Origin of the sequence: Achromobacter sp. 77 (assembly GCF_020541125.1) — a bacterium.
In the GTDB taxonomy this organism is placed as follows: Bacteria; Pseudomonadota; Gammaproteobacteria; order Burkholderiales; family Burkholderiaceae_B; genus Achromobacter; species Achromobacter mucicolens.
The window spans coordinates 2366624-2393616 of sequence record NZ_CP059848.1; the positions used below are offsets into that span (position 1 = coordinate 2366624).

At 67.2% G+C, this 26993-nt stretch carries 30 protein-coding genes; 6 read left to right on the plus strand and 24 right to left on the minus strand.

Translation table 11 applies throughout. The features are described from left to right. The first annotated feature begins 264 nt into the window (after positions 1-264). On the plus strand, positions 265-1860 hold the full coding sequence (locus H4P35_RS10850; protein WP_226849012.1) for a PAS domain-containing methyl-accepting chemotaxis protein: 1596 nt from the start codon (positions 265-267) through the stop codon (positions 1858-1860). Between the two features lie 33 nt (positions 1861-1893). Here H4P35_RS10850 and fliR read toward each other — a convergent pair whose 3' ends face one another. The 13 genes from fliR to fliF all read right to left on the minus strand — a co-directional run bounded on the left by fliR (position 1894) and on the right by fliF (position 13309). Beyond that, the gene (gene fliR, locus H4P35_RS10855; protein WP_226849014.1) at positions 1894-2682 is read right to left on the minus strand and encodes a flagellar biosynthetic protein FliR; all 789 of its coding nucleotides are present in this window, start codon (positions 2680-2682) and stop codon (positions 1894-1896) included. 34 nt (positions 2683-2716) lie between these two features. Then, complete coding sequence (gene fliQ / locus H4P35_RS10860) at positions 2717-2986, minus strand: flagellar biosynthesis protein FliQ (protein ID WP_056316656.1); 270 nt, start codon at positions 2984-2986, stop codon at positions 2717-2719. A gap of 18 nt (positions 2987-3004) precedes the next feature. Further along, complete coding sequence (gene fliP / locus H4P35_RS10865; RefSeq protein WP_369818491.1) at positions 3005-3796, minus strand: flagellar type III secretion system pore protein FliP; 792 nt, start codon at positions 3794-3796, stop codon at positions 3005-3007. Positions 3797-3830: 34 nt separating this feature from the next. Continuing rightward, positions 3831-4154: a flagellar biosynthetic protein FliO gene (gene fliO / locus H4P35_RS10870; protein ID WP_056316659.1), complete on the minus strand. Its 324-nt coding sequence runs from the start codon at positions 4152-4154 to the stop codon at positions 3831-3833. An 11-nt stretch (positions 4155-4165) separates the two neighbouring features. Continuing rightward, on the minus strand, positions 4166-4708 hold the full coding sequence (fliN, locus tag H4P35_RS10875; protein ID WP_056316662.1) for a flagellar motor switch protein FliN: 543 nt from the start codon (positions 4706-4708) through the stop codon (positions 4166-4168). Beyond that, on the minus strand, positions 4701-5708 hold the full coding sequence (gene fliM, locus H4P35_RS10880) for a flagellar motor switch protein FliM (protein ID WP_152384178.1): 1008 nt from the start codon (positions 5706-5708) through the stop codon (positions 4701-4703). The genes fliN and fliM overlap by 8 nt, the downstream gene beginning before the upstream one ends. Positions 5709-5710: 2 nt before the next feature. Further along, a complete protein-coding gene (gene fliL / locus H4P35_RS10885; protein WP_056316670.1) occupies positions 5711-6355 on the minus strand; it encodes a flagellar basal body-associated protein FliL in 645 nt (214 codons plus the stop codon). Between the two features lie 169 nt (positions 6356-6524). After that, a complete protein-coding gene (locus H4P35_RS10890) occupies positions 6525-7904 on the minus strand; it encodes a flagellar hook-length control protein FliK (RefSeq protein ID WP_226849016.1) in 1380 nt (459 codons plus the stop codon). 24 nt (positions 7905-7928) lie between these two features. Next, positions 7929-8384: a flagellar export protein FliJ gene (gene fliJ / locus H4P35_RS10895; protein ID WP_056316675.1), complete on the minus strand. Its 456-nt coding sequence runs from the start codon at positions 8382-8384 to the stop codon at positions 7929-7931. After that, a complete protein-coding gene (gene fliI / locus H4P35_RS10900; protein ID WP_056318674.1) occupies positions 8377-9804 on the minus strand; it encodes a flagellar protein export ATPase FliI in 1428 nt (475 codons plus the stop codon). Before fliI ends, fliJ begins: the two co-directional genes overlap by 8 nt. Before the next feature lie 92 nt (positions 9805-9896). Then, positions 9897-10640 carry a flagellar assembly protein FliH gene (gene fliH, locus H4P35_RS10905; protein WP_226849017.1) on the minus strand — a complete coding sequence of 248 codons (744 nt, stop codon included), beginning with the start codon at positions 10638-10640 and terminating at the stop codon, positions 9897-9899. Further along, the gene (gene fliG, locus H4P35_RS10910; protein ID WP_056316680.1) at positions 10633-11643 is read right to left on the minus strand and encodes a flagellar motor switch protein FliG; all 1011 of its coding nucleotides are present in this window, start codon (positions 11641-11643) and stop codon (positions 10633-10635) included. The genes fliH and fliG overlap by 8 nt, the downstream gene beginning before the upstream one ends. Further along, the gene (fliF, locus tag H4P35_RS10915) at positions 11633-13309 is read right to left on the minus strand and encodes a flagellar basal-body MS-ring/collar protein FliF (RefSeq protein WP_226849018.1); all 1677 of its coding nucleotides are present in this window, start codon (positions 13307-13309) and stop codon (positions 11633-11635) included. The genes fliG and fliF overlap by 11 nt, the downstream gene beginning before the upstream one ends. Before the next feature lie 331 nt (positions 13310-13640). Between fliF and fliE the strand changes: the two genes are divergently transcribed. Further along, positions 13641-13973 (plus strand): flagellar hook-basal body complex protein FliE, encoded by a 333-nt coding sequence (gene fliE, locus H4P35_RS10920; RefSeq protein ID WP_180099237.1) that lies wholly within the window; start codon positions 13641-13643, stop codon positions 13971-13973. Between the two features lie 110 nt (positions 13974-14083). On the opposite strand, the gene H4P35_RS10925 is transcribed toward fliE, so the two are convergent. The 7 genes from H4P35_RS10925 to H4P35_RS10955 all read right to left on the minus strand — a co-directional run bounded on the left by H4P35_RS10925 (position 14084) and on the right by H4P35_RS10955 (position 19358). Beyond that, a complete protein-coding gene (locus tag H4P35_RS10925; protein WP_370638965.1) occupies positions 14084-14887 on the minus strand; it encodes a flagellar brake protein in 804 nt (267 codons plus the stop codon). Positions 14888-14898: 11 nt separating this feature from the next. After that, on the minus strand, positions 14899-15225 hold the full coding sequence (locus H4P35_RS10930) for an EscU/YscU/HrcU family type III secretion system export apparatus switch protein (RefSeq protein ID WP_056316694.1): 327 nt from the start codon (positions 15223-15225) through the stop codon (positions 14899-14901). Continuing rightward, positions 15225-16604: a flagellar hook-length control protein FliK gene (locus H4P35_RS10935; protein ID WP_226849019.1), complete on the minus strand. Its 1380-nt coding sequence runs from the start codon at positions 16602-16604 to the stop codon at positions 15225-15227. The genes H4P35_RS10930 and H4P35_RS10935 overlap by 1 nt, the downstream gene beginning before the upstream one ends. After that, a complete protein-coding gene (locus H4P35_RS10940) occupies positions 16601-16951 on the minus strand; it encodes a flagellar protein FliT (RefSeq protein WP_056316700.1) in 351 nt (116 codons plus the stop codon). The genes H4P35_RS10935 and H4P35_RS10940 overlap by 4 nt, the downstream gene beginning before the upstream one ends. 47 nt (positions 16952-16998) lie before the next feature. Further along, positions 16999-17427, minus strand: coding sequence for a flagellar export chaperone FliS (gene fliS, locus H4P35_RS10945; RefSeq protein WP_056316703.1), 429 nt, complete (start codon positions 17425-17427; stop codon positions 16999-17001). A gap of 20 nt (positions 17428-17447) precedes the next feature. Then, complete coding sequence (gene fliD, locus H4P35_RS10950) at positions 17448-18836, minus strand: flagellar filament capping protein FliD (protein ID WP_226849020.1); 1389 nt, start codon at positions 18834-18836, stop codon at positions 17448-17450. A gap of 144 nt (positions 18837-18980) precedes the next feature. Next, a complete protein-coding gene (locus tag H4P35_RS10955) occupies positions 18981-19358 on the minus strand; it encodes a flagellar protein FlaG (RefSeq protein ID WP_056316709.1) in 378 nt (125 codons plus the stop codon). A gap of 139 nt (positions 19359-19497) precedes the next feature. On the opposite strand from H4P35_RS10955, the gene H4P35_RS10960 reads away from it, so the two are divergent. Then, on the plus strand, positions 19498-20235 hold the full coding sequence (locus H4P35_RS10960; RefSeq protein ID WP_142055703.1) for an IclR family transcriptional regulator: 738 nt from the start codon (positions 19498-19500) through the stop codon (positions 20233-20235). A 30-nt stretch (positions 20236-20265) separates the two neighbouring features. Here H4P35_RS10960 and H4P35_RS10965 read toward each other — a convergent pair whose 3' ends face one another. The 4 genes from H4P35_RS10965 to H4P35_RS10980 all read right to left on the minus strand — a co-directional run bounded on the left by H4P35_RS10965 (position 20266) and on the right by H4P35_RS10980 (position 24113). Beyond that, positions 20266-21432, minus strand: coding sequence for an acyl-CoA dehydrogenase family protein (locus H4P35_RS10965; protein ID WP_142055701.1), 1167 nt, complete (start codon positions 21430-21432; stop codon positions 20266-20268). Beyond that, the gene (locus tag H4P35_RS10970) at positions 21422-22663 is read right to left on the minus strand and encodes a CaiB/BaiF CoA-transferase family protein (RefSeq protein WP_180099241.1); all 1242 of its coding nucleotides are present in this window, start codon (positions 22661-22663) and stop codon (positions 21422-21424) included. Before H4P35_RS10970 ends, H4P35_RS10965 begins: the two co-directional genes overlap by 11 nt. Next, positions 22660-23631: a tripartite tricarboxylate transporter substrate binding protein gene (locus H4P35_RS10975; RefSeq protein WP_226849022.1), complete on the minus strand. Its 972-nt coding sequence runs from the start codon at positions 23629-23631 to the stop codon at positions 22660-22662. Before H4P35_RS10975 ends, H4P35_RS10970 begins: the two co-directional genes overlap by 4 nt. 65 nt (positions 23632-23696) lie before the next feature. Further along, entirely contained in the window at positions 23697-24113 is a 417-nt protein-coding gene (locus H4P35_RS10980; protein WP_142055697.1) for a cupin domain-containing protein, read from the minus strand. A gap of 166 nt (positions 24114-24279) precedes the next feature. Between H4P35_RS10980 and folC the strand changes: the two genes are divergently transcribed. The 3 genes from folC to H4P35_RS10995 all read left to right on the plus strand — a co-directional run bounded on the left by folC (position 24280) and on the right by H4P35_RS10995 (position 26985). Beyond that, positions 24280-25590, plus strand: a complete 1311-nt coding sequence (gene folC, locus H4P35_RS10985; protein WP_226849024.1) for a bifunctional tetrahydrofolate synthase/dihydrofolate synthase — start codon at positions 24280-24282, stop codon at positions 25588-25590. Between the two features lie 73 nt (positions 25591-25663). Then, positions 25664-26497 (plus strand): SPOR domain-containing protein, encoded by an 834-nt coding sequence (locus H4P35_RS10990; protein WP_062841384.1) that lies wholly within the window; start codon positions 25664-25666, stop codon positions 26495-26497. Further along, positions 26497-26985, plus strand: coding sequence for a CvpA family protein (locus H4P35_RS10995; RefSeq protein ID WP_056316730.1), 489 nt, complete (start codon positions 26497-26499; stop codon positions 26983-26985). Before H4P35_RS10990 ends, H4P35_RS10995 begins: the two co-directional genes overlap by 1 nt. The last annotated feature ends 8 nt before the right edge of the window (positions 26986-26993 follow it).

Consider the following 26993-nt stretch of genomic DNA (forward strand, 5'->3'; position numbering starts at 1 on the left):
ATGCTCGGATCCGGCAGCCATCGCGTGACTTATTTCCAGCGGTTATAAGGACGTTGATCGCGGTCATAAGCACGTTAAGTTTTCTGCTTTATGACCGTAAACATTGGCAACGCCTGATGCGTCAGGCCGAAAACACAGTGATCGATGGTGACCGGGGGATCGGGCGCCAGACCAAGCCCGCGGGAGTGCACCGTTGCCTCGCATCGCGACCGTTGCATGCCGCTCAATCTGCTGTCGTATATGTTGTAAACCCGGAGACAAGCCGTGCGCGTCAACCTACCCGTCACCAATGTGGAAACCAAGCTGCGCGAGGATCAATACCTGATCTCGCGCACGGATACCAAGGGCCGCATCGTCTATGCCAACCCTGCGTTCGTCGATGTCAGCGGCTTCACGCGCGACGAACTCATCGGCAAGCCGCACAACATCGTGCGCCATCCCGACATGCCCCCGGAGGCCTACGCGGATCTTTGGGAGACCCTGGAGGCTGGCGAGTCCTGGCTGGGGGTCGTCAAGAACCGCCGCAAGGATGGCGGCTTTTACTGGGTGCTGGCCAACGCCACGCCGATTGTCGAGAACGGCGAGGTCGTGGCTTATTCGTCGGTGCGCGTGCGCCCGTCGGAAGAGCAGGTCGAGATGGCCGAGGAACTCTATGCGCGCATGCGCGAGGGCACGGCCAAGGGCGTGCGCATCCTGCGCGGCCGCCCCGTGCGCGCCGGCTGGCGACGCGGGCTGGACGTGCTGGCGTTTCCGTTCCGGTCCGGCGTGCGCAACCGCATGCTGCGCCACGCCACGCTGACGGCCGGCTTCGTCGCCGCGGCGGGCTCCTATGGGCTGCACGCCAATTGGGACAGCCTGTCGCCGTGGGGCGCGGGGCTGGGCTGCGGCGCGATAGCGCTGGCCGTTGCCGCCATCTACGGCATGAGCTGGAGCCTGGCGCGTTCGCTCCTGGATCCGATGCTGGACGCGGCCAACATGGCGCGCCAGGTAGCGGCCGGCAATCTCACCACGCAGATCGTGCCCGAGTCGGATGACGAGGTGGGCAGCCTGAAGTTTTCGCTGGAAGTGATGCGCAAGAGCCTGATCGGCATCGCGTACGATGTGTACCGCGGCATCGAAGGCACGACGCACGCTGCCGTGGACATTGCCCGCGGCAACCAGGAGCTGGCCGGCCGCACTCAGGGGCAGGCGGCGTCGTTGCAGCAGACCGCCGCCAGCATGCAGCAACTGACCTCGACCGTTCGTCAGAACGCCGACAACGCGCGGCAGGCGAACGACCTGGCCGCCAGCAGCATGGACGTCGCGCGGCGCGGCGGCGTGGCCGTGGGGCAGGTGGTCAACACCATGCACGGCATTTCAGACAGCTCGCGCAAGATCGCCGACATCGTCAGCATCATCGAAGGCATCGCCTTCCAGACCAACATCCTGGCGCTGAATGCGGCGGTGGAAGCGGCCCGGGCCGGCGAATCCGGCAAGGGCTTTGCGGTGGTGGCGGGCGAGGTGCGCAGCCTGGCGCAAAAGAGCGCGCAGGCGGCCAAGGAAGTGAAGTCGCTGATCGAGGACTCGGTCGATCGCGTGACGGAAGGCTCGGCACAGGCCGAACAGGCTGGCGCGACGATGCAGGAGATCGTGGACGCCGTGCACCGCGTCACGGCCATCATCAGCGAGATCTCGCGCGCCTCGCAGGAACAGTCGACCGGCATCGAGCAGGTGGACACCGCGGTCTCGCAGATGGACGTGATGACCGAGCAGAACACGGCCCTCGTGCAGGAGTTGGGCGGCGCGGTGACGCAGTTGGGCAATCAGTCGGGCGCGCTGCGCGAGACCATCCGCGTCTTCCGCGTGGTGGGCCAGCACTGAGCGGCAGGCGGGGCGGGCCGCTCGCCGGCCCCGCTAGCGTCCCGCCAGGGCGTCCACGACGCGGCTCATCGCGGTCAGGCCCGATTCGAAGAGCGATTCCAGGAACGGGCCGGCGTGAGGCAGCACGATGGTCAACACCGTCACGCCGATGATGAGCGTGACGGGAAAGCCCACCGAGAACACGGAAAGCTGCTGGGCGGCGCGGTTCAGGATGCCCATCGCCAGGTTGATGGTGAGCAGCGCGCAGATCAGCGGCAGCGCCAGCAGCAGGCCCGACACGAACACCGTCTTGCCCCATTCGACGACCGTGCCCCAGCCATTCTGGTGCAGCTGGATCGTGGCAATCGGCAAGGTATCGAAGGACCGCACCAGGGCCGCCAGGACGAGAAGGTGGCCGTCCAGCGCCAGGAAGGTCAGCATCGCGACGATGTTGAACAGGCGCGACAGCACGGCGGTGTTGGCGCCCGAGCTGGGATCGAAGAACGACGCGAACGACAGACCCATCTGCAGTCCCACGAACTCCCCCGCGGTCTGCACCGCCGCGAACACGATGCGCATCGTAAAGCCCATGGCGATGCCGATCAGCACCTGCTGCATCACCATCCAGAGGCCCGCGTACGATCCGGGCGCCACCGGCGGCATGGCATCGAGCGCGTGCCCGATCGCCACGGCCAGCACGAAAGCCAGGCCAATCTTGACCTTGACGGGAATGAGCGATTCGGAGAACAGGGGGGCGGTGGCCACGAGCGCCAGGATACGCACGAACGGCCAGAGAAACTGGCCGACCCAGCCGTTGAGCTGCTCGAGCGTGAAAGAGAACATGGCGTGGCAACCCGTGTCCGGCGGCGGGCGCCGCTCAGGACACCAGCATGGGGATCTGGCCGATGAGCTGCCGGATGTAGTCGACCATGACGCCGATCAGCCACGGGCCCAGCAGCACCAGCACGCCGCACATGGCCAGCAGCTTCGGAATGAACGACAGCGTCATTTCGTTGATCTGCGTGGCGGCCTGGAAAATGCTGATGACCAGACCCACCACCAGCGTGACGAGGAGCAGGGGACCGGCCATCGCCAGGACGACCTTCATCGCCTGGTAGGTCATGGTCATGACGGTTTCGGCAGTCATGGCGATCTCCTTGCGGCGTTACTGGTAGAAGCTCTGGGCAAGCGAGCCCATGAGCAGGTTCCAGCCGTCGGCCAGCACGAACAGCATCAGCTTGAACGGCAGCGCCACGGTGACGGGCGGCACCATCATCATGCCCAGCGCCATCAGCACGCTGGCAACCACCAGGTCGATGATGAGGAAGGGAATGAAGATCGTGAATCCGATCTGGAAGGCGGTTTTCAGTTCGCTGGTGATGAAGGCCGGCACCAGGATGCGCATCGGCACCTGCGAGGGGTCTTCCAGCGCCGGCTGTTTGGCCAGGTTGGCGAACAGCGACAGGTCGTTCTCGCGCGTCTGGTGCAACATGAACGTGCGTAGGGGACCGGCGGCGCGTTCGACCGCGGCCTCGAACTGGATCGTCCCTTCGGACAAGGGCTTGTAGGCGTCGGTGTAGATCTTGTCGAACACCGGCGACATCGTATAGAAGGTCAGGAACAGCGCCAGGCCGATCAGCACGTGGTTGGGCGGCGACATCGCGGTGCCCATCGCGCTGCGCAGCAGGCCCAGCACGATGATGATGCGCGTGAAGCCCGTCATCATCAGCAGCGCCGCCGGCAGGAAGGACAGCGACGTCATCAGCAGCATGGTCTGCATGCTGAGCGAGTACGTCTGCGAGCCGTCCGCGCCCGGCGTGGCCGTCAGGGCGGGCAGCGTGGCCTGGGCCACGACGCCGGCCGGGAAGAAGGCCAGGCCCAGCACCGCGGCGGCGGCCAGCATGGGCAGCGCGCGCTGGCCGGCGCGTGCGAATGTCGTGCGGGTAGGCAAACTCATGGGTATCGCTTGATTCGCGCCGGGGCGGTGTGCCTTAGCGGCGCTTGAGTGCCTGGCCCAGCTTGGCCGCAAAGGCGGCCGTGGGCAAAGGCGAACCCTCCGGCAACTGGCCGGCGGGCAGGGTATGCAGGGTGGTGAGCTGGTTCGGGCCAACGCCCACCACCAGCCAGGTGTCTTCGATCTCGACGACGACGACGCTTTGGCGCGGACCGACCGGCAGGCTGGCAACCTGGCGCAGCAGATTGCCGCCGCCGCGTTGCACCAGTCCGGCGCGCTTGGCAAGCCACGCCGAGACCAGGATGGCGGCCACCACCAGCACGAGGCCGACGATGACGCGCAGCAGAGCAGGTTCGGTCATGGCGCCAGGGTTCAACGACGGTTGTTCAAGCGGTTGATCCGCTCGGACGGGGTGATGATGTCGGTCAGGCGGATGCCGTACTTTTCTTCGACGACCACGACTTCGCCCTGGGCGATCAGGTAGCCGTTGACGAAGATGTCCATCGGCTCGCCGGCCAGGCCGTCGAGTTCGACCACGGAGCCCTGGCCCAGCTGGAGCAGGTTCTTGATGGTCAGGCGGGTGCGGCCCAGCTCGACCGTCAACTGGACGGGAACGTCCATGATGAGGTCGATGTCGGTGCCTTGGCCGGACGTGGCGCCGGCCAGCGGCTTGAACACCGATTGCGCCGCGGATTGCGCGGGCGCAGCGGGTGCGGCGGCCGGGGCCGGGGCGGCGGGCGCGGGGGCAGCCGCCGCCGGCGTGGCGGCCTGTTCCGCCATCGCGGCGGCCCAGTCGTCCTGCGGCTTCAGACCGTCGGCTTGCGTGGGCGGGTTGGCGCGGGATTGTTCGGCGAGCGCGTCGGCCCAGTCGTCGGCCGGGGACGAGCCAGTGCCGGGCTCGTTCTTGTCAGTCATGGTCAGAGGCCTCGTTGGGTTCTGTATCGTGGGTAAACAGGTTTTGTACGCGCAGGGCGTATTGGCCGTTGAAGACGCCGTAGCCGCATTCCATCAGCGGCACGCCGTCGACGTGGGCGATGACGGTTTCGGGCACGTCCACCGGAAGGACGTCGCCGACCTTCAGGCTCATCAGCTCGCGGATCGACGACGGGATGCGGGCAAATTCCGCGACCACGTCGATGTCGGCGCTGCGCACCTGGCGCGACAGCTGCTGCGACCAGCGCTGATCCACTTCCTCGAGCGTCGTTTCCTGCAACGGGCGCGTCAGCAGATCGCGCACCGGCTCGATCATCGAGTAAGGCAGGCAGATGTTCAGGTCGCCGCCAGTCGCGCCGAATTCAATGTGGAACGAGGAGACGACCACCACTTCGTTGTTGCCGGTGATGCTGGCGAACTTGGTGTGCATCTCCGAGCGGACGTACTCGAACTCGATCGGATAGACCGGATCCCAGGACTTGCCGTAGCTTTCCAGGGTCAGGTTGAGCAGGCGCCGGATGATGCGCTGTTCGGTGGTGGTGAAGTCCCGGCCCTCGACCCGCGTGTGGTAGCGGCCATCGCCGCCGAACAGGCTGTCGATGACCAGGAACACCAGATTCGGGTCGTAGGTGAAGAGCGCCGTGCCGCGCAGCGGCTTCATCTGAATCATGTTCAGATTGCTGGGAACCGGCAGGTTGCGCTCGAAGTCCGCGTACTTCTGGATCTTGATCGAACCGACGGTGATGTCGGCACTGCGGCGCATGAAGTTCAGCAGAACGTTGCGCATGTTGCGCGCAAAGCGTTCGTTGATGAGCTCCAGCGTCTGCATGCGGCGGCGTACGACGCGCTCGGGCGAGCTCAAGTCGTAGGCGCGCGCGCCGGCATTCTGGCCGTCGGATTCCTTTTTACTATCGCTCTCGCCGGTGACGCCGGCCAGCAGCGCATCGACTTCGTCCTGCGAAAGAAACGCCTCGTAGGCCATGCTTATTGCACCACGAACGCCGTGAACAGCACGTCGGTCACGTACTGGCCGTCAGGCAGGGGCGAGAAGGGACGGTTCACTGCCTGCTTGATGGCCGCGACCATGTCGTTCTTGCCTTGCTGCGTCTGCACGGCGGTGGGCGACTGCGACGACAGCACCATCAGGATGCGGCTGCGCACTTCGGGCATGTACTTTTCCAGGCGCGTGCGGGTCTGTTCGTCGCTCACGCGCAGGGTCAGGCCGACGTGCATGATGCGTTCCGTGTCCGCGTTCTGCAGCGTGACCGTGAAGGCTTCGATCGGCACGAAGATGGGCGCGGGCACGGCGATCGGGGTGGCGGACGGCGCGACGAAGGTCGTCGGCGTGGCCTGCGGGCCTTGGCCGGGCTGGCCTTGCACGCCGCCGGCCTGACCGGGCTGACCCGGCTGGCCGGGTTGGCCGCCAGGCACCTGGCCCACGCCAAGCTGCACCGGGGCGCCGCCTTGCGGCTGCTGTAGGCGCTGCGTGATGAACCAGGTCGCGCCGGCGCTGGCCGCGGCAACCAGCAGCAGCACCAGGATCGCCAGCAGCGGCCGAAGGATGCGGCCAATGCCGCCGGAGGACTTCGCGTCGCGCGCCGGCGCGGGAATGGGTTTGATAGTCGCCATCTGGAGTTCGATGCGTGTTTGCCGCTGGTGAAAACGGATTCTTAGTGGATGAAAGCATTCTGCCCGAATTCACGCCGCCGCTTGGAGGCGAAAAACAGGGCGAAAGCCGCGTATCTCAAGCTATTGCTGCACCGCCCGCATCCGTTGCCGGGCGCGGGCTGCCGGATCATTACGCGAACGTGTCGACCAATGCGTTGGCGTTGCGCGACACCGTCACCGCGGGCTGCGCGGACTCTGCCACGCCGTCCGCGACGACGGCATTGCCGCCTTGCTGACGCTGCGAGCCGCTGCCGTTCTGCTGCGCGAATTCCTGCTGCGCGGCCTGTTCGCCGACGCTGGTCTGGCCGAGCGAGATGCCGGCCTGGGCGAGCGCCTGCTGCAACTGCGGAATCGCCACTTCGATCGCCTGGCGCACGGAGGCGTGCGCCGACACGAACGAGGCGCTGGCCACGCCATCGGCCAGGTTCAGGCTGACGCGCAGCGGGCCCAGGTCCGGGGGATCCAGGCGCAGTTCCGCCGTCTGCATGCCCTGGCGCACGTTGTTGCTCATCATGACCATCTGCTGGCCAAGCTCGGTGCCCCAGTGGGTGGCGCCGACGGGCGTGGCCACTTGCAGCACAACGGGTACGACCGGCTGCGCGAGCGCGGCCTGGTTGACGACCGGCAGGGCCTGCCGCTGGGTGGCGGCGGCAAGGGCGGCGCCAAGCGCCTCGTGCGGCGTGGCGCCATGCTGCGGCGCCTGGAATTGCGGGGTCGTGCCGGCCAGCAGATCGGGCTGATCTTCGTCGGCCACGTGGGCTTGCGGCGCGGGCGCGGCTGGGTCCGCGGGCGTCTCGCGTGCGACACGCGGAAGTGGCAGGTCGGCAGCCGCCTTGGGCGCTTCGGCCTTGACCGCCGCCTTGGGATCGGCAGGCGCCTGGGCAACGGGCGCGGAACCCGGCTTGACCGCGGCGGTGAGGACCGGCAGCGCGGCCTCGGCGTCGCGGGCGATCTGGGCGGCGGCGTCTTGCGCCTGGCCGGCGGTCGCGGCCACCGGCGTCTGCTGCGCGGCCTGCGGCGCCAACGTGTCGGCGGCATTGAGCGCGGCCGTCAGCACGGCGGCGCCCTGGTTCATGGCGGTGACGGCCGCAGCGGCATTGCCGCGGGCAAGCTGCACCTGTTCGGCGGCCTGGGCCGCGATCTCCAGGGCCTGTTGCGGCAGGTCGGACGGGGCCACGGGCAGCTGCGCCGCGACGGCCAGCGCGCCGGCTTCGGCCTGGGCGGCGGTCTGCACCGCGTCATTGATGGCGCCGGCGGCGGCGCCTTCGGCCGTGGCGGCCGGATCGCCGGGCTTGCCGTCCTTGGACGGCGTCTTGCTGTTGCCGTTCGCGGGGCGGGCGTCGGCGGCCTGGTTGGGCTGCTTCTGCGCCGGACGCTGTTGCGCCAGGACGTCGGAGAAGGCGGGGCCTTTATCTTTCTTGTTCCCGGCAGCCGGTTTGGCGCCGCGCGCGTCGTTGACCGGCGCCGGAGCGGCCGGCGCTATCGAAGGCAAGGGCAGGGGAGCGGTCATCTAAAGCTTCCTGTGAGGTATTGCTTAATGCTGCATGCCGCTGGCCTGGCGCTGGACCAGGCGGGCGGAGTATTCGTCGTTGGCGCGCTGTTCACGGCGCGACTCCACCAGCGCCTGGGCGCGCTGTTCGCGCTGCGCCAGGGCATCGTAGGAGTTGAGCTTGCGTTTTTCCTGCTGCCAATAGAGCTGCCCCTTGGACAGGTTTTCCTCGGCTTGACGCAGCACGCCCTGCTGCTGGCCGATCGCGTCGTCCAGCGTGCCGATGAAGCGCTGATAGTTGTGGCAGTCGCTGGCGGCCATGCCGGTCGTCATCGCCGTCTGAAGGCGCTCGAGGTAGTCCTGGCGGTAGTCGTGCAGCATGGAAAGCTGGCGTTGCGCATTGCTGCGTTCGGCGGTCAGCCGGCCGAGCAGGCGCGCGGCTTCGTCCGTGCTTTCCTTGGCCAGGTTGATCAGCATGTCCAGAGGCAGTTGGCTAGGCATAAGTGTCCCGTGATTCGAAACTGGCTCGCAATTGATTGACGGCGTCTTCGTACCCGACGTTCTCGCCGATGTCCTGCTGCAGGAAGGCTTCCAGGCGCGGGTATCGCGCGATGGCGTCGTCCAGCTGCGGGTCGTTGCCGGCGGCGTACGCGCCCACGGCGATGAGGTCGCGGTTGCGCTGGTAACGCGACAGGCTTTGCTTGAAGCGGCGCACGATGGAGAACTGCTGCGGCGTGATGAGCGAGGTCATCGCCCGCGAGATCGACGCTTCGATGTCGATGGCGGGGTAGTGGCCCGATTCGGCCAGGTGGCGCGACAGCACGACGTGGCCGTCCAGGATCGCGCGCGCCGAGTCGGCGATCGGATCCTGTTGATCGTCGCCCTCGGCCAGCACGGTGTAGAACGCCGTGATGGAGCCGGCCTTGCCGGACGGGCCGGGCGCGCCCATGCCCGCGCGTTCCACCAGCGTGGGCAGCTTGGCAAACACCGACGGCGGATAGCCCTTGGTGGCGGGCGGTTCGCCGATGGCCAGCGCGATTTCCCGTTGCGCCATCGCGTAGCGGGTCAGCGAGTCCATGATCAGCAGCACGTCCAGGCCCTGGTCGCGGAAATGCTCGGCCAGGCGCGTGGCGTACGCGGCGCCTTGCAGTCGCAGCAGCGCCGACACGTCGGCCGGCGCGGCCACCACGACCGAACGCGCCAGGCCTTCCGGGCCCAGGTTGTGCTCGATGAATTCCTTGACTTCACGGCCCCGTTCGCCGATCAGGCCGACCACGATCACGTCGGCCTTGGTGTAGCGGGCCATCATGCCCAGCAGCACGGATTTACCGACGCCGGAACCGGCGAACAGGCCCATGCGCTGGCCGCGGCCGACCGTGAGCAGGCCATTGATGGCGCGCACGCCGGTGTCCAGCACCGTATCGATGGGCGCGCGCGACAGCGGGTTGATCGGTTGGGCAGACAGGGGCGCCAGTTCGGCGCCGGTCAGCGGACCCAGGCCGTCGAGCGGACGGCCCGCGCCGTCCAGCACGCGGCCGAGCAGGGCGTTGCCAACGGGCAGGTGGCGGCCAAGCTGGGGCTTGGCGTTGCCGTTCAGTTCGGCCTTGCGCGGCAGCGGAATCTGGCGCTGCACGGGCGGTTCGCCGGGCACGACGCGCGCGCCGGGCGGCAGGCCGGAAATGTCGGCTTGCGGCATCAGGTACAGCGTGTGACCGTCAAAGCCCACGACTTCGGCGTCGGCCCAATGGTCGTGGCCGCGCGCGATCTCGATGCGGGCGGCGGCGCCGACGGGCAGGCGCAGGCCGGTGGCGTGCAGCACGAGGCCGGTTGCGCGCGTGATCTTGCCGCTGACCAGCCAGGGATCGGTGGACGCCGCGCGGATCGAGCCGATCTCAAGCTGCGTCTGCCAGCGGTCGAGCACGGGTGCGGTCGGCTTGGCCGACGCGGAAACGGCCGGGGCGCCCGCGAGGGGCGCGCCGGCCTGGCCGGGTTGCTCGGAGGCCGGATTGCCGTTCACACCGGCTCCTCCCAGGAGGCGTTGCGGCCGAGCGAGGCGGCCACGCGGCGCCAGCGGGTCTGCAAGGTGGCGTCGATGTCGCCGAAAGGCGTCTCGGCGCGGCAGCCGCCACGCAGAATGGATTCATCGGCCAGCACGCGCCAGTGGCCTTCCTTCAATTCGTCGGCCAGGTGCAGGCGGATCAGTTCGATATCGTCCGGATTGGCCCACAGGCGCATCTGGCCGCCGGCCGTCGGATTGATGTGCAGCACGTCGCGCACGGCGTTCACCACCGTGTCGGGCTGTTCGGCGAGGGTGGTGCGCACGACTTGCTGGGCAATGTCCAGGGCCAGCGTCAACAGGCTCTGCCCCATCTTTTCTTCCAGCGCGCCGATCGAGACGGCGCAGGCTTCCACCAGCGCATGCAGGCGCTGCGCTTCGGCGGCGCCCTGTTCGCGGCCCTGGGCCAGGCCTTCGGCGTGGCCGGCTTCGCGGCCGGCGGCAAGACCGGCCTCATAGCCCGCCTGCTGGCCAGCTTCGAACCCGGCGGCATGACCGCGCGTCACGCCTTCCTCGTGGCCTTCCGCAATCGCCTGGGCGCGCAACTGCGCCATCACCACGGCGGGATCGGGGCCCGGATCGGGTTCCGGCTCGGGTTCGACTTCGACGGGCGCCGGCTCGTCGAACGACAGCATCTGCCAGCGCCGCCAGGCGGCGCTGCGCGAGATGAGCGTCGTCGCGCCGTTGTCCGCTTCAGACATACGCGTCGTCTCCGGAATTGCCCAGCACGATCTGGCCGCTTTCCGCCAGGCGGCGGGCGATCTGCAGGATCTTCTTCTGTTCGGTCTCGACCTTCGACATGCGGATCGGGCCCTGGGCTTCCAGGTCCTCGCGCAGCATTTCGGCCGCACGGCTGGACATGTTGCGCAGGAACTTGGCGCGCAGCTCTTCCTGGGCGCCCTTGAGCGCGACCATGAGCGTGTCGTTGTCGATTTCCTTGAGGATGAGCTGGATCGCGCGGTCCTCGACGTCGAGCAGGTTGTCGAAGACGAACATCTCGTCGATGATCTTCTGCGCCAGGTCGTTGTCGCGTTCGCGCAGGCTGGCGACCACGGTCTCTTCCTGCGTCGAGTTCATCATGTTCAGGATCTCGGCCGCGGTGCGCACGCCGCCCATCTTGCTGCGCTTGGCGCCCTGGCCGGCCAGCACGGAGTTCAGCACTTCGGTCAGCTCGGACAGCGCGGCCGGCTGCACGCCGCCGAACGTGGCGATGCGCAGCATGACGTCGTTGCGCAGGCGGTCGGTCAACAGCGCCAGCACGCCCGCGGCGCGGTCGCGCTCCAGGTGCACCAGGATGGTCGCGATGATCTGCGGGTGCTCGTCGCCGATCAGCTCGGCCACGGTGTTCGGATCCAGCCAGTTCAGCGCGTCGATGCCGCTGCCGCCGTCGCCGGCTTCCAGGATGTCCTCGATCAGGCCGGCCGCGCGGTCGCTGCCCAGCGCCTTGGTCAGGACGCTGCGGATGTAGTCGTCCGAGCCCAGCGTCACGGCCATGAACTGGTCGGCTTCCTGGCGGAACTCTTCCAGCACGACGGCGACGTCGTTGCGCGTGACCTGCTTCAGGCTCGCCATCGCGGCGCCGACCTGCTGCACTTCACGGGCGCTCAGGTACTTGAACACTTCGGCCGCGGCGTCTTCGCCCAGCGACATCATCAGGACGGCGCTGCGCGTCATGCCGTCCATTGGCAGGGAATCATTTTTCATCTTTGGTCATCCAGGTGCGCAGGACCATCGCGACGGCGCGCGGATCCTTGTTGGCCATGGTGCGAGCGCGTTCAAGGTTGTCCTGATAGCGATCGGTTTCCTTGGCGCGGGCCAGGTCCTGGGCCTCGCGGGCGGCTTCGGCGCGCTCGGCTTCGGCCTGTTCCGGATCGACCGGCGGGTACAGGTACTCGGTGACCGAGCGGCGAACCTTGCGGTACAGCCACAGGGCCAGGACGCCACCGACCAGCCAGAGCAGGATCGTCTTGAACAGCGAGATCATTTCCGGATCGCGCCACATCGGCAGCGGCGGCGGGCCATCGTTGAACTGGCTGTTGACCAGGTTCAGCGAGTCGCCACGGCCTTCGGAATAGCCCATTGCCTCGCGCACCAGGTTGGTGAGCTTGTTCAGTTCCTCGGGCGGCAAGGCCTGCAGTTCGCCGTCCTTGTCGCGCACGTAGTTCACGACCACGGCCACCGACATGCGCTTGAGGTTGCCCACGGGCTGCTTGATGTGGCTGATGGTGCGGTCGACTTCGTAGTTCGTCGTCGCGTCGCGGCGTTCGTTCAGGTTGCCGGCGGGGGCCTGCGTGCCGGTCTGCTGCTGCTGTTGTTGCTGCTGCGCGTTGGCCGCCTGCGGGGGCTGGCCCGGGCGGGGCGGCTGTTGCTGCGGGGGATTGGTGATCGGCGCCTGCGCGTTGGCGGGCGCCTGGTTCGACAGCGCGCCGGGCACGCCTTGGGCGGGGCCGACGCCACGCTGGGTGGAATCGCTGGTCTGCTGGCTGCGAACGGCGGCCTGGCCAGGTTCCTGGTTCGGACGGTAGACCTCGGACGTTTCCTCGCGGCGCGAGAAGTCGACGTCGGCGGTGGCCTGGGCGTGCACGTTGCCGGGGCCGACCAGGGGATTCAGGATGGTGAGGATGCGCTCGACGGTACGCTGCTCGATCTCGCGCACGAAGCGAAGCTGGTCGGCGTCCATGCCGCGGCCTTCGCCCAGCGGGGCGGACAGCAGGCGGCCGTTCTGGTCGACGATGGACACGCTTTCGGCGGTCAGTTCCGGCACGCTGGAAGCCACCAGCCAGGAGATCGCGGACACCTGCGCATCGCTCAGGCTGCGGCCCGGGTACAGGTTCAGCAGCACGGAGGCGGTGGGCGCCTGGCGCTCGCGCACGAACAGCGACTGGCGCGGCATGGCCAGGTGGACGCGGGCGTGCTGCACGGTGTTCATGGCTTCGATCGAACGGGCCAGCTCGCCCTCCAGACCGCGCTGGTAGTTGATCTGTTCCGCAAACTGGCTGGCGCCGAAGCGGGCGTTGTCCATCAGCTCGAAGCCGACGGAGCCGCCGCGCGGCAGGCCTTGCGAGGCCAGTTGCAGCCGGGCGTCATAGACGCGGTCGGCGGGCACCAGCAGCGCGGTGCCGTTTTCGTTGTAGCGGTAGGGCACGTTCATCGTGCCCAGGGCCGTCACGATGGCGCCGCCGTCACGGTCGTCCAGGTTCGAGAACAGCACCTTGTACTTCGGTTCGCTGCTCCACATGACCACGGCGACGATCACCGCGACAAGGGCCGCGGCGGCGCCGAGCAGGACGGGCTTGGGAAGCGCGCGGACCCGTTCCAGCACAGGGAACTTGGCCAGAAGCGACGAGCTCAGGGTAGCCTGCTGATTCATTGACGGCTCCCGCTGGCTTCGCGGAGCAGGGAAAATGACTTCATGTCTGGGTAGGGCCGATTACACATGCAACGTGCTTCTGGTCTGGGGAGAGCGTGGATTATTGCCCCTGAGACACCAATCCCAATCGATGAAAACAGCCGTTTTTTGGCGTTACTTAAGCCCTATGTCGATGACGAGGCGCAAACCGGGGCCGCATCCCCGGCGGGGGACGTTCGCATTCGTTGAAATGTCGGGTTTTTTGGCGGTTCTTGTCGGCTATGGACCGCCCCGATCGGCGTTACGCTGCGTCTTCAATTTGGCGTAATCCCCCACCAGCAAGGAATAGGTAATGGCTGTATCAGGCTTGTCCGGCATCGAAGGCATGCTCCAGCAGATGCGCGCGGTCGTGAACAAGGCGGAGACGGGTAATCTGTCCGCCGGCGAGGGCGTCGCGCAACCCGACGGTTTTGCCGCGGAACTGCAGCGCTCCATCCGTCGCGTGACCTCCGCCCAGAACGCCGCCAGCAACCAGGCCAAGGCCTTCGAGCTGGGCGCGCCCGATATCTCGCTCAACGACGTCATGATCGACCTGCAGAAGGCCAGCCTGGGCTTTCAGACGGCGGTCCAGGTGCGCAACAAGCTGGTTGCGGCCTACAAGGAAATCTCGTCGATGGCCGTGTAAGGCCGGCAAGCAGTTCAAAGGCCTTCCCCGCGGGGAAGGCCTTTTGCGTTGCGGCGGCGCCATGAGGGGCGCGCCATCAGGGGCACGCCATGTGCTCGCAAGACGCCGTTTCAGTTGCGCTGCGCGCCTTTCTCCAGGCGCCACACCACCTGCTGCAGCCAGTTTTCCTGGCGGGCGTTCAGGTTCATGAAGAGGGCGCCCACATGGCTGACCGGGGGTTCGCCCGTCAGTGACACGTGCTTGGGCGCTTCACCGTCGCTGCCGTCGGCGGCGGCCATCGGCTGGCCCGACACCGGATAGATGTTGCGCACCTCCAGGTCGGCGCTCAGCTTGCCCAGTTCGCCAAAATCCAGCTCCACGTCTTGCATCACCGTGCCGCGCTCGGGCAGCTCGCCCACGGCCAGTCCCACGCGCAGGCCCACGCCGTCCACTGAAATGTCGCGCACGGTGAAACCTACCGGCTTGTCCGCCGGCGCCGCTTGCCATGTGGCGAAGCACCGGTTGGCGCTGGTGATCATCGAGGCGCGGAACATTTTGCGCCGCTGGATGCGGGCCAGGCGATCGGGGAAGGGCGACATCAGCGCCGCGCTGCCGTCATCGAAGTGGATGACGTCAGGACGCTGGACGCGAAAGCGGATCTGCACGCCGCCATAGGCGGTGGCGTGGAAGTGGAAGTTCGTACCGCTCAAGAGGCCCATGCTGTCCGACTGCTCGAAGTCCGCGCCATCGTAGTCGCGCGGGCGCCAGAAGAACTGGCGCGTCTGCTTGTCGGCTCCCAGGATCAGCACGGCAATCTCGCGGTCCGCGGCATCGCGCACCAGGATGTGGCTGTCGGGGTGCGTCAGCTCGAAAAGGGCTGAGCGCATGTCTTCCGGCCGGGTCAGCAGGAATTCCGGATCGGCGGCATCCAACACGGTGATCGTCCTTAGGTAGAGATTTCGGGCCGCGCGGCCTGGGGTATGTCGCGCGATTCCAGGCGGTAGAGCCAGGCGAGCAATTCTGCCACCGCGACATAGAGTTGGGGGGGAATATGCGCGTCCAGGTCGACCTGCATGAGCAAGCCCACCAGTTCGCGCGATTCGTGCACGTACAGTCCGTTTTCCTCGGCCGCGCGGACAATCGTGTCCGCCAGCTGGCCGTAGCCCTTGGCCACCACGCGGGGCGCGCCGTCGCTTTCGTCGTACGAGATGGCGACCGCCGCGTTGCGGTTGGCGTTCGGGCCGGCGTCCGCGGGGGAGGAAGGGGTGTTCATCAGAAATCGGTCGGGATGACGGGGCGGGGTTCAACCACGCTTACCGTCAGATTGCTCAGGGTCAGGCCGGCAGCCAGAAGGCGCGAGCGTAGCATGTCCGAGGAGTCGTTGATCTCGGAGGCGCTGTGCGGCGCAATGAGCTGCAGCACGATCTGGTCGCCCGCAAGGTTCAGGCGCGCGTCCACCAAACCCAGGCGCGGCAGATCCAGCTTCACGCGCGTGGCCCAGGTGGGAACCGCCGATTCGCGGTCCGCACCGTAGGGGTCACGTTCGACTTCCCACTCCATCTGCGTGCCGGGCCAGGCTTCGCCTTGCCAGTTCACCGTCTGATTGGCCAGCACGTCCAGCTGCTGGCGCACCAGCACCGTCAGATCCTGATGGATGCCGCTGATCGGCGCGCCGGGCGTGGACGATGCCGCCGAGCCGCCCGAGGACGCCGGCGCCTCGGCGCCGCCGCCGGACCGGCTGGCGTTGCCCGCTTCGGTGCGGCCGCGGGCCTGGACGTTGGCGTGCGAGGCCGTGTCGCGAGACAGCCGGGCTTGCGGCTCGTTCTCCAGCGTGGACGGATTCTTGCGGCCAAAGACCATGTCGGTCAGGTGCGATTCGTAGAACAGGCCGCTGGTCTGCAACGCATTGCGCAAGGCCTGGCCGAGGGCGCGGGCAGACGGGCCGCCGGCGGCAAGCGAGGCGTGCGAGACGGCGTCGGCGCCTTTCGCGCCACCAGTTTGTCCTGCCGGATACGTGGCCGGCTTGGCGCTGGCGGCGTCTGCGGCCGCAGAAGGGGCAGCGCCCGGGGTAGCGCCCGGGGTAGCGGCAGACGTGGCTGCAGACGTGGCGGCAGCGGGCAGCGGGGTTGCCGGTGCAGCGGCGGGCTGGCCGGGCTGGCCTGCCTGCGCGGGTTGGCCGGGTTGGGCCGGGCCGGCCTGGCTGCCCGGGGCGGCGCCGCCGGGTTGCTGTCCGCCCTGCGCATCGGCGCTCCACAAGGGCGCGCGGCCTTGCACGGCCGGCGCGGCTTCGGGGTATTGGGCAAGCAGGGCCAGGATGGTGCGGGCCGTCGTGCCCAGCGTGGTCGGGGCCGACGCGGTCGTGTCGCTGCTGGTGACCAGGCCGCGCGCGGCCAGTGCCAGCGCGGCGGCGGTTTTGGGGTCGACAACAGTATTCTGGCGGTCGCCTCGGGCGCCGCCAGTTTGTATGCCTTGCCGGGTATCGCGCGCCGAGCCGTCCGAAGGCCCGGCTTTCTCCGGGCTGCCGGGCTGGCTGACCGCGTCGGGCCGCGCGCCCGAAATCTGGTTGGCGTTCGCGGCGGACATCGTCGTGCCAAGCACGGCGTCCAACCGCTGCACCAGGACGTTGCCGAGCGCGGCGGGACCGATGCTCATTCGTCAGGCGCCTGGTTGCCGTAGGCGGACAGCAGGGTCTGCTGGCGCTTCATGCGTCCCAGCAGTTCGCCCAGCCGCGCCAACTGGGGCAGCGCCAGGTCGCGCGTCATGGCATCGTTTTCAAGAATGCGCACAAGTAAGTCGTACTTCATGCTGCGCCCGGCTTCGTCCAGCGGATTGACGGGTTCGGCATGGCGCAGGCGCTCGACCTGCTCGCAATAGAGCTGGCCGTGCAGGAGTGCGGTGTCCCAGTCGCCGGCCTGGGCGGCCGTCAACATCTCGCTCGTTGAGAGCGCGATCTCCTGGTACTGTTCCAGGATGGTGGAAGACTGGGTGAGCGACGTCATAGAAATCTCGGGCGATCGATGGCTGGCAATAGCGGTTATGGGGGCCATCAAGGCGTTGCGCCCGGGGCAGGCCGATCGATGGAAGTCTGCCAGGCGTCGGCCAGGTCCGCCAGCAGGCGGTCCGCAATGTCCAACTGCTCGACGTCGGCTTTCAGGTTTGCCATGAGCAGGGTGCGGACGATGTAGTCGTAAAGCCGGCTCAGGTTGGCGGCGATGTCGCCGCCGGCTTCCATGTTCAGGCCCATCTTCAGGCCTTCGTCGACGATCTTGATGGCCTTGGTGATAGCAGCGCCGCGCTCGGCAACCCGCCCTTCCTGCAGATGCAGGCGAGCCTGTCCGATTGCCGCGCGCGCACCCTGGTAAAGCAGGGTGATCAGCCTTTCCGGTGTGGCGCTCATCACTTGGGTCTCCAGGCCGATATCGGCGTAGGAGCGGACAGAGTATGAGCCTGTGGGGCGGCGCGCGGCGTACGTCATTTAATGCATCTTCTCGGTTATCACTTCGTCGACTTGTTCATGGCCGCGAACTGCTGCGTCAGGTAGTTGGCCGTGACCGACTGCTGCGCAACGAATTTGTCCAACTGGACGAACTGCGCGCGCATCAGCTCCAGCGAAGCTTCGCCAGCGGCCTTGGCGCGCGTGTACTGATCCTTCACGTTGGCGATCGACTTGGCCAGACCGTCGGTCTTGGTCTTGATCGAGCCGGTGTCGCTCAGGATGTCCTTGGTCGCCTTTGCAAAATTGGCGGCCAGGCCGTTTTCGCCCGTCAGCATGCGCGAGACGTCCGCGCCGTTCGTGGACAGCGCCTTGTCCAGCTTGGTTTGGTCCAGCGTCAGCTGGCGCGTCTGCGGGTTGGTCGTGATGCCCAGGTCGGCCAGCGAACGCAGCGTGCCTTCGCCCGTCACGAACTGCAGGGCGCTGGCGAGCGACGACTGGATGGCGCGCGTCGTGCCGTCGCCGGTCAGCGGCTGGTTGGTGGCGGCGGCGGCGTCGAAAGCCGTCAGGTTCTTGATCGTTGTCTGCAGCGTGTTGTAGGCGGTCACGAAGCTCTGGATCGCCTTGCTGGCCACCGAGGGATCGCTTTCCAGCTTCAGCGTGATGGGCTTGCCGGCTTCGGTCTTGGACGACAGGTTGAGCGTGACGCCGTCGATGGCGGTCGAGATATTGTTCGTGCCGCTCTTGACGGTGATGCCGTTGATGTCGATTTCAGCGTCGACAGCGGCGGTGGCCGTCATCTTCGCGCTGGTGTCGGCAGCGTTGGTGTTGTAGTTCAGGACGTCCTTGAGCGACTGGTCGCCCGTCACCGTGATGGACTTGACCGACGCCTGCACGCCCGTGTCCTTGGCGGTCATCATCAGGTAGCTCTTGCCGTCGCCGTCGGTGATGACGGTGGCGCGCACGCCCAGCGAGTCGTCGGCGTTGACCGCCTTGACGATGCCGTTCAAGGACGTGTCGCCCTTCAGGTCGACGGTCTTCTTGGTGCCGTCGGCCAGTTCGATTTCAAAGGAACCGGTGGCGCCATTGGACGCCTTGCGGTCGGCGACCGCGCCCGATTGCAGGGTCTGGGAGGTGGCAACGTTCTTCACGTTGATCGTGTACTGGCCGGCCACGGCGCCTTCGGCGGCCACGGTCGCGGTCAGGGCGTCGCCGCCGGTCACGCTGCCTTTCACGGCGCCCAGCGTCTCGGGCTTGCCCAGCGCGGCGGCAGCCTTCTGCACGGCTTCCACGGCGCTCTTGAGCTGGCCGTATGCCGTAACGCGGGTTTCGAAGCTGGTCTGCCGTACGGTGTACTGCTGCAGCTTCTTTTCCTCGGCAGCTTCCAGCTTCGAGAGGATGTCCTCCAGGGGCAAGCCTGAATTCGAACCGAGGTTGGTGATGGTGGCCATGTGAAGTTCCTTCCTAGCGATGCAATTCTGACAAAAATGTGGTCCCGGCTATCGGCCGGGTAAAGGCATAAGGCGGGCCTATTTCGACGGTTCTATTGCCGGGCCCCGCTTCAATCTTTGGCGAACGGCGTTTTAAGTGCCGGATCAGGCCGAGGTCTTGATACCGTTTCCCTGCATGTTCACGATCATTTTGGCGATCTTGAGCACCGCTTCGCTGGGGATGGTGCGCAGGACGTCACCCGACTCGGCGTCGATCACGGACACAACCACCTGGTGCACATTCGGGTCGATCTCGAACTGAAGCTGGGTCGACCAGGCCTTCATCTGTTCGTTGATCTCGTCCAGCGCCTTATCGAGCGGCATCTTCTGCGCATTGGCCTGATCCGACGTGGCGTTGCCGGAGCCGCTGCTGTTGCTGCTGGCGGGTGCAGGCGTGGCGGTGGCGGAAGGGTCGGGCGTGGCGATAACGGTCGAAACCGGTAACGACGCGAACGCTGCGGGGGCTAACGGGGTTACGGCCATGATCACTCCAACGGCGAGGGGGGCGTCTCGGAGAACGCGCTGTTTTCAGGAAATTCTCAGTTACCATAACGGCACCCTCGGGGCGAACTTTAGCCCCGCGCAACTGGATGGTTCACGTGCTAAGAGTCTGGATCGGGCAATGAGTGTCAAGACGGCGTTGCGAGTTATCGAAATCATCGAAACCTACGCCCGCGAGAAACGCGCGCTGCCCCTGTCGGAATTGGCCCGCCTGCTGGATGTGCCGGTGTCCAGCTGCCTGGCGCTGATCCGCACGCTCACCAGCCTGGGTTACCTGTATGAAACCGGACGGCGCCAGGGCTACTACCCGACCGGCCGGTTGCTCGCCATGGCCCAGCGCATCGCGCGGGCCGATCCCGTCCTGGACCGGGTGTATCCCAGCCTGGTCGAACTGCGCGATGCGACGCGCGAAACGGTGGTCTTCGCCAAGCTGTCGGCCGACGGCCGTGTCGTGTACCTGGATGTGCTCGACTCCCCGCATACGATCCGATACGCGCCGGTTGCCGGCGAGTTCAAGGACGTTCACGCCAATTCGCTGGGTAAGGCGTTGCTTTCGCTGCTGGATGACACGGCGCGCGATGCGCTGTTGGCGGGCATCCCCATGACGCGCTACAACGAGCGCACCCTGGTGACCCGCGAGGCGTTGCTCGCGGATCTGGACGCCTCGCGGCAGCGGGGATGGTTCATGAATAGCGGCGAGTCGATCGCCGACGTGGGCGCGATCGCGTGGCCGGTCACGCTGTCCGGCGAACACTACGCCATTTCGGTGGGCGGCCCGATCTACCGGATCGAGCCGGAGCAGGAATCGTATGCCCGGATCCTGCGGGCGGCCTGCACGGGGCTGGAGCAGCAGGCCTGAACCGCGCCCGCCTGCGGGCGGGGCGCTCGCCTAGTACGACTTGGGCAGGCCCAGCACCTTTTCCGCAATGAAACACATGATGAGCTGCGGGCTGACCGGCGCGATGCGGGGGATGAAGCTTTCGCGCAGCAGCCGCTCCACGTGGTACTCCTTCGCGTAGCCCATGCCACCCAGCGTCATCACCGCCGTCTGGCAGGCGTTGTAGCCCGCTTCGGCCGCCAGGTACTTGGCCGAGTTGGCGGCCGGGCCGCAGGGCTTGCCCGCGTCGTACAGGCTGGCCGCCTTGAACACCATCAGGTCCGCGGCCTCCAACTGCATCCACGCCTGGGCAAGCGGGTGCTGGATGCCCTGGTTCTTGCCGATGGGGCGGCCGAACACGGTGCGTTCGCCGGCGTACTTGACCGCCCGGTCCAGCGCCGCGCGGCCAATTCCCACCGCTTCGGCGGCGATCAGGATGCGCTCGGGATTCAAGCCATGCAGGATGTATTCAAAGCCGCGGCCTTCCTCGCCGATACGATCGGCCACCGGAATCCGCAGGCCATCGATGAACAGCATGTTCGAATCGACCGCCTTGCGGCCCATTTTTTCAATCTCCCGCACCTCGATCTTTTCGCGGTCCAGGTCGGTGTAGAAGAGCGACAGGCCCTGCGTGGGCTTGTCCACCTCGGACAGCGGCGTGGTGCGGGCCAACAGCAGCATCTTGCTGGCCACCTGGGCCGTCGAAATCCAGATCTTGCGGCCATGGACGATGTATTCGTCGCCCTGGCGCACGGCGCGGGTGCTCAGTTTGGTCGTGTCCAGCCCCGCGTCGGGCTCGGTGACCGCAAAGCAGGCCTTTTCCCGGCCGGCGATCAGCGGTTCGAGCCACCGCCCGCGCTGTTCATCGCTGCCGAACACCACGACCGGATTCAGCCCGAAGATGTTCATGTGGACGGCCGAGGCGCCGGTAAAGCCCGCACCCGACGCGGCGATGGTCTGCATCATCAGCGCCGCTTCGGTCATGCCCAGGCCCGCGCCGCCGTACTCCTGCGGCATCGCGATGCCCAGCCAGCCGTCGCGCGCCAGGTCCGCGTGCAGGGGTTCGGGAAACCCGCCCTCGCGGTCTCGTTCCAGCCAGTATTCGTCGGGGTAGCGGTCGCAGATGCGGGAAACCGCGTCGCGCAGGGCGAGCTGGTCGGGGGTGAATTCAAAGTCCATCGTTGTTTCCGTCCTGGGTAATGCCACGGGCAAGCATGGCGTCGATCTGTTCCTGGCCGTAGCCCGCCTCGGCCAGCACCTCGCGGCTGTGCTGCCCGAGGCGCGGGGCAGGGCGCCGTATCGAAGTCGGCGTGCCTTCGTAGCGGCCCAGCGTTCCCGTGGTGCGAATGCGGCCTTCCGACGGGTGGTCCATTTCCTGGATGAAGCCGGTGGCGGTCAGGTGCTCGTCCTGCAGCAGGCCGTCGATGGTGTAGAGCTGCGAGGCGGGAATGTCGGCGCGCGCCAGTTCCGTCAGCCAGTCCTGGCTCGGGCGGGTGGCGATCACCTCGGCCACGAAGGCGTAGACCTCGCTGATGTGCGCCGCGCGGGCGCCGTGCGTGCAAAAGCGCGGATCCTGCGACAGCTCGGGACGCCCGATCAATGCGAAGAAGTTGCGCCAGTGCTTGTCGTTGTAGATCAGCAGGCAGATGTATCCGTCCGCGGTGGCGTACGGCCGGCGATGCGGCGCCAAGAGGCGCGCGTAGCCCGTGGGACCCATCGGCGGCTCAAAGGTCGCGCCGCCCAGGTGGTCGCCCAGCACCAGGTGCGCCATGCCCTCGAACATCGGGATCTCCACCTGCTGGCCGCGGCCGAGCGTGCGGGCGCCCAGCACCGCGGATACCAGCGCGATGCCGACGTGCAGGCCGACCGCCCGGTCAGCCAGCGTCAGCGGCGCATAGCGCGGCACATCGCCGCTCTGCTGCGCGGACAGCGCGGCAATGCCGGTCTGTCCCTGGATCAGGTCGTCGTAGGCGGGGCGGCCGGCATAGGGGCCGGCCTCGCCGAATCCATAAGCGCCGACATAGACAATTCGCGGGTTGCGCGCGGCCACCGCTTCGTACGACAGCCCCAGCCGCGCCATCGCCTGCGGGCGGATGTTGTAGAGCAGGGCGTCGCAGCCTTCCGCCAGTTTCAGGCAGGCCTCCCGGCCCTCGGGGGTCTTCAGGTCCAGGACGATCGACCGCTTGTTGCGGTTCAGGTGCAGGTACAGATGCCCCATGCCCGGGTTGCGCATGGGGCCGACGGCCCGCATGTTGTCCCCCGCCGGCGACTCCACCTTGATGACGTCCGCGCCCAGGTCCGCCAGGACCTGGGTCGCATACGGCCCCATCACCACCGAGCTCAGGTCCAGAATGCGCACGCCGGCGAGCGGCCCGGCGGCCGGCGTGTCGGGCAGGGGCTGGTCGATCATTGCTGCTCGATCCCCGCGTCGCGGATCAGCTTGCCCCACAGGTCGCGCTGTTCGCCGACGAACTGGGCGAAGGCCTCGGGGGTGCTGGAGAACGCATCAAATCCCAGTCCCGCCAGGCGCTTTTTCGTGTCGGGATTCGCGGCGATCTTGTTGATGGCCGCATTCAGCTTGGCCACGATCTCGGGCGGCATGCCGGCCGGGCCGAAGTAACCATTCCAGGAATTCAGGTCGAAGTCGGGCACGCCCGCCTCGGCCATCGATGGCAGGTCGGGCACGATGGCGCTGCGCTCGGCCGTGGACACGGCCAGGGCGCGCAATTGCCCCGACTGCACGAACGGCAGGCCCGAGGCCAGATCGGTAAACATGAAGTCCACCTGGCCGCCCACCACGTCCGTCAGGCTCTGCGGCGTGCCTTTGTAGGGCACGTGCAGGATATCGATCTTGGCGCGGTTGGCCAGTGTTGCGCCGGCGACGATGCCCGTGCTGTTGCCGCTGGCATAGGTGATGCGGCCGGGATTCTTCTTGGCGTCGGCCACCAGGTCAGCCACCGTCTTCCAGGAGCGCTTCGGGTTCACGACCAGGATGAAGGGCAGGTTGCCGCCCCGCGCGATGGGGGTGAAATCCTTCACCGGGTCGTATGGCACGTTCTTCATCAGCCACGGCGCGGCCGAATGGGACGTGTTGGTGGTGACGAAGAGCGTGTAGCCGTCCGGCTTGGCGCGCGCCACGTAGTTGGCCGCGATCGTCGCGTTGGCGCCGGGCTTGTTCTCGACCACGACCTGCTGGCCAAGGAGGGTCGACAGTTCGGCCCCGAAGATGCGTCCCACGGCGTCCGTGCCGGATCCGGCGGGAAAGGGCACCACGAGGGTGATGGGCTTGGTGGGGTAATCGGCGGCGTGCGCGGGGCCAGCGGCCATCAAGGCGGCGCCGCTCACTAGCGCGGCGCCCAGCAGGCGTAGGGATTGCATGGGTGTGTCTCCTGTTTTTATGGAATGCGGCGCGGCTCTGCGGCCGCTGCCTGGGTCAAGCCGCGTCAAGCGGCCGAGGGTGACGCCGGAAAATCGCGTATTACGCGGTCGGGGGATTCTTCGTACGGGGGCGTGTAGATGACCAGCAGCCGGGCCGGCTCGTCGCTCGTCACCGTGAAGACGTGGGGGATGTCGGGCGGGAAGTAACAACAGTCGCCCGGGCCCATGTCGGCCCATTCGTCCTGCACCTGGGCGCGGGCGGTGCCCGATATCAGGTAGCAGACCTGTTCAATGCCGGGATGCGCATGCGGCAGCGCGCCCTTGCCCTTGTCGATCACGCCCAGCAGGACTTCCACCCCGCGGGCACCCACGGTGTCCGGGCTGATCAGCCGGCGGTTGAGGGTGCCGGTGTGGTTGGCCGGGTGGTAACCGGGGACGTCGGCTTCACGCACCAGCCAGCTCGGAGTATCACGCTGCGTCATGTCTCTTCCTTATATTTTTCATACATGAATTTATTTTTACGTATGAGAAAAACATGGGCAAGCACTTTTTGTTCCGGGATACCGGGCCGCGCCCTAGGGGATTAGGGAAAACACCGGGCGCGGACTGCTAAAATCGCAGGCTGATTTCCTTTCGCGAACCCGCCTCATGTCTTCTGTCCGCACGCCTGACGCCGCCGCCAACCTGTCTGATTGGCTGCAGTACCTGGAGTCCATCCACGCCACGGCGATCGACATGGGTCTGGACCGGGTGCGCCAGGTCGCGGACTGCATGGCGCTGTCGCTGCCCGGCGTGAAGTTCGTCGTCGGCGGCACCAACGGCAAGGGTTCCACCTGTGCCATGCTCGAGGCCATCCTGCTTGCGGCGGGCTACAAGGTGGGCCTGTACACCTCGCCGCACCTCATCGACTTCAACGAGCGCGCCCGCGTCAACGGGCAGATCGCGTCCGACCAGGACCTGATCGCCCAGTTCCAGGCCGTCGAAGCCGCGCGCGGCGACGTCTCGCTGACTTACTTTGAATTCACCACGCTGGCCATTCTGCGCCTGTTCTCACAGTCGCGGCTCGACGCCGTCGTCCTCGAAGTCGGCCTGGGCGGACGCCTGGATGCCGTGAACATCGTCGACGCCGACTGCGCCATCGTCACCAGCGTCGACCTCGATCACACCGACTGGCTGGGCGACACGCGCGAAAAGATCGGTTTCGAAAAAGCCCATATCTACCGCAGCGGCCGGCCCGCCATCTGCAGCGACCCGGTGCCCCCGCAGTCGCTGCTGGATCACGTCCAGGAGATCGGCGCGGACCTGTGGCTTTTCGGACGCGACTACAACTATTCGGGCGACCGCCAGCAGTGGGCCTACGGCGGGCGCGAGCAGCGCCGCAGCGCGATGGCTTATCCGGCCCTGCGCGGCGCCAACCAATTGCTCAACGCCTCGGCGGCGCTGGCCGCGCTGGAATCCGTGCGCGACCGGCTGCCCGTGCAGCAGCAGGCCGTGCGCCTGGGGCTGCTGCAAGCTTCGCTGCCGGGCCGCTTCCAGATCCTGCCGGGCCAGCCCACCGTTATTCTGGACGTCGCGCACAACCCGCACGCCGCCGCCGTGCTGGCGCAGAACCTGGACAACATGGGCTTTCATCCGTACACCCACGCGGTGTTCGGCATGCTGAACGACAAGGACCTCGCCGGCGTGGTGGCCAAGCTCGGTTCCCGCATCGACTACTGGTATTGCGCGGGCCTGCCCGGACCGCGCGGCACCCCGGGCCAGGCGCTCGCGGACCAGGTCGGCGCGGCGCTCCCGCCGCTGCCCGCCGGCAGCGAAAGCCCCGGCATCCAGGCCTACGCCGATCCTGCCCAAGCCTTTGCGGCAGCGCGCGAACGGGCAGGGGAGAATGATAGAATCGTGGTATTCGGATCGTTTCTCACCGTAGCCTCCGTTTTGCAGGCTCTGGGTCGCAAGGCATAGGCAAATCGGGCCATTCGCGTCATGGCGGCCGTGCCGCCGCAATGCCGCAAGGCGCCGCAAGGAATTCTCTTCCATGGGTTTTTTCAAACGCAAAGATCCTGCCGAGCAGGCGCAGGCCTCCAAACGGGCTGCCGTGCCCAGCGAGGTCCAGGCGGCCGAGTTGCGCGGCCGTGCGCGGCGCAGGCTTGCGGGCGCAGTGGCGCTGGTGCTGGCCGCAGTCATCATCCTGCCCATGGTGCTGGACTCTCAGCCCGCCCCGGTCGACGACAACATCCCCATCAAGGTGCCGGAACGCACGACGCCGTTCCAGCCTCAGGTCTCCGAACCCCAGGTTGCCGCGCCCGCCGACCCCTCGGCGTCCGGGGCCACCGACCCGGCCGCGGTGCCTACGCCTCCCGCCGTGAATTCCGTGCCGCCCGTGGCCGCCGCGTCCGGCACGCCCACGACGCCCCACACCACGCAGCCGGCCACCCCGCCCGCGACGCCTGCCGTCCCGCCGGCCACGCCGCCCAAGCCCGAAACCAAGCCCAAACCCGAGCCCGCCAAGCCGACCACGCCGGCCAAGCCTGAAACGCGTTCCGATGACGGCGCGCGCGCCCTGGCGCTGCTCGAGGGCCGCAGTGCGCCGGCATCGGCGCCCAAGCCGGAAGCGTCCAAACCCGCCGCCGCGAAGGGCAATTTCGTGCTGCAGATCGCTGCCTACACGACTTCCGAAGACGCCCAGTCGCGCCGCGGCAAATTGCATCAGGCCGGCGTCACCAACGCCTTCGTCGAGCAGGCCACGATCAATGGCAAGCAGCAGTACCGTCTGCGCGTGGGGCCGTTCCCGTCGCGCGAGGCGGCCCAGGCGGCCCAGGCGCGGTTGCGCACGCTGGGCTATGACAATGGTTTCATTGCCGCCCAATAGTGACCGGCTTCGACTTCGTCGTGCTGGCCATCCTGGTGGTATCGGGTGTGCTGGGCCTGGTGCGCGGCCTGCTCAAAGAGGTGCTGTCGCTGGTCGCCTATCTGCTGGCCTTCGTGGCCGCGATATGGTGGGGGCCCACGGTGTACACCTGGCTGGAGCCCTATATTGAAACGACGCTGCTGCGCATGGGAGTCTCCTACGCGGCGGTGTTCATCATCGTGTTGCTCGGCGTGGGGTTGGTCAATATGACGCTTGCCGCCCTGATCCGCAGCACCGGACTCAGCCCCGCCGATCACGGCCTGGGCGGAATGTTCGGGCTGGCCCGTGGTCTATTGATCGTGCTGGCGCTGGTCGCCGCCGCAGGGTATACGCCGCTGCCGCAAGAGCCGTGGTGGCAGGACGCCATGTTTTCGCATTCGGCCATCGAGGCCATCAAACATATCAAGACGTGGCTGCCGCCAACCCTGGCGACGTGGCTGCCGTACTGATTAGCTTC

Coding starts and splice junctions, on each gene's coding strand:
- H4P35_RS10965 (WP_142055701.1), bottom strand. CDS start 21,432: ATGGACTTTGAATTCACCCCCGACCAGCTCGCCCTGCGCGACGCGGTT.
- fliJ (WP_056316675.1), bottom strand. CDS start 8,384: ATGCCTAGCCAACTGCCTCTGGACATGCTGATCAACCTGGCCAAGGAA.
- fliM (WP_152384178.1), bottom strand. CDS start 5,708: ATGGCCTACGAGGCGTTTCTTTCGCAGGACGAAGTCGATGCGCTGCTG.
- fliR (WP_226849014.1), bottom strand. CDS start 2,682: ATGTTCTCTTTCACGCTCGAGCAGCTCAACGGCTGGGTCGGCCAGTTT.
- fliG (WP_056316680.1), bottom strand. CDS start 11,643: ATGAAAAATGATTCCCTGCCAATGGACGGCATGACGCGCAGCGCCGTC.
- fliE (WP_180099237.1), top strand. CDS start 13,641: ATGGCTGTATCAGGCTTGTCCGGCATCGAAGGCATGCTCCAGCAGATG.
- H4P35_RS10960 (WP_142055703.1), top strand. CDS start 19,498: ATGAGTGTCAAGACGGCGTTGCGAGTTATCGAAATCATCGAAACCTAC.
- fliH (WP_226849017.1), bottom strand. CDS start 10,640: ATGTCTGAAGCGGACAACGGCGCGACGACGCTCATCTCGCGCAGCGCC.
- H4P35_RS10955 (WP_056316709.1), bottom strand. CDS start 19,358: ATGGCCGTAACCCCGTTAGCCCCCGCAGCGTTCGCGTCGTTACCGGTT.
- fliQ (WP_056316656.1), bottom strand. CDS start 2,986: ATGACTGCCGAAACCGTCATGACCATGACCTACCAGGCGATGAAGGTC.
- H4P35_RS10940 (WP_056316700.1), bottom strand. CDS start 16,951: ATGACGTCGCTCACCCAGTCTTCCACCATCCTGGAACAGTACCAGGAG.
- fliL (WP_056316670.1), bottom strand. CDS start 6,355: ATGGCGACTATCAAACCCATTCCCGCGCCGGCGCGCGACGCGAAGTCC.
- fliP (WP_369818491.1), bottom strand. CDS start 3,796: ATGAGTTTGCCTACCCGCACGACATTCGCACGCGCCGGCCAGCGCGCG.
- H4P35_RS10990 (WP_062841384.1), top strand. CDS start 25,664: ATGGGTTTTTTCAAACGCAAAGATCCTGCCGAGCAGGCGCAGGCCTCC.
- fliF (WP_226849018.1), bottom strand. CDS start 13,309: ATGAATCAGCAGGCTACCCTGAGCTCGTCGCTTCTGGCCAAGTTCCCT.
- H4P35_RS10935 (WP_226849019.1), bottom strand. CDS start 16,604: ATGAGCATCGGTCCCGCCGCGCTCGGCAACGTCCTGGTGCAGCGGTTG.
- folC (WP_226849024.1), top strand. CDS start 24,280: ATGTCTTCTGTCCGCACGCCTGACGCCGCCGCCAACCTGTCTGATTGG.
- H4P35_RS10930 (WP_056316694.1), bottom strand. CDS start 15,225: ATGAACACCCCTTCCTCCCCCGCGGACGCCGGCCCGAACGCCAACCGC.
- H4P35_RS10890 (WP_226849016.1), bottom strand. CDS start 7,904: ATGACCGCTCCCCTGCCCTTGCCTTCGATAGCGCCGGCCGCTCCGGCG.
- fliD (WP_226849020.1), bottom strand. CDS start 18,836: ATGGCCACCATCACCAACCTCGGTTCGAATTCAGGCTTGCCCCTGGAG.
- fliO (WP_056316659.1), bottom strand. CDS start 4,154: ATGACCGAACCTGCTCTGCTGCGCGTCATCGTCGGCCTCGTGCTGGTG.
- H4P35_RS10980 (WP_142055697.1), bottom strand. CDS start 24,113: ATGACGCAGCGTGATACTCCGAGCTGGCTGGTGCGTGAAGCCGACGTC.
- fliN (WP_056316662.1), bottom strand. CDS start 4,708: ATGACTGACAAGAACGAGCCCGGCACTGGCTCGTCCCCGGCCGACGAC.
- H4P35_RS10970 (WP_180099241.1), bottom strand. CDS start 22,663: ATGATCGACCAGCCCCTGCCCGACACGCCGGCCGCCGGGCCGCTCGCC.
- H4P35_RS10975 (WP_226849022.1), bottom strand. CDS start 23,631: ATGCAATCCCTACGCCTGCTGGGCGCCGCGCTAGTGAGCGGCGCCGCC.
- fliS (WP_056316703.1), bottom strand. CDS start 17,427: ATGACGTACGCCGCGCGCCGCCCCACAGGCTCATACTCTGTCCGCTCC.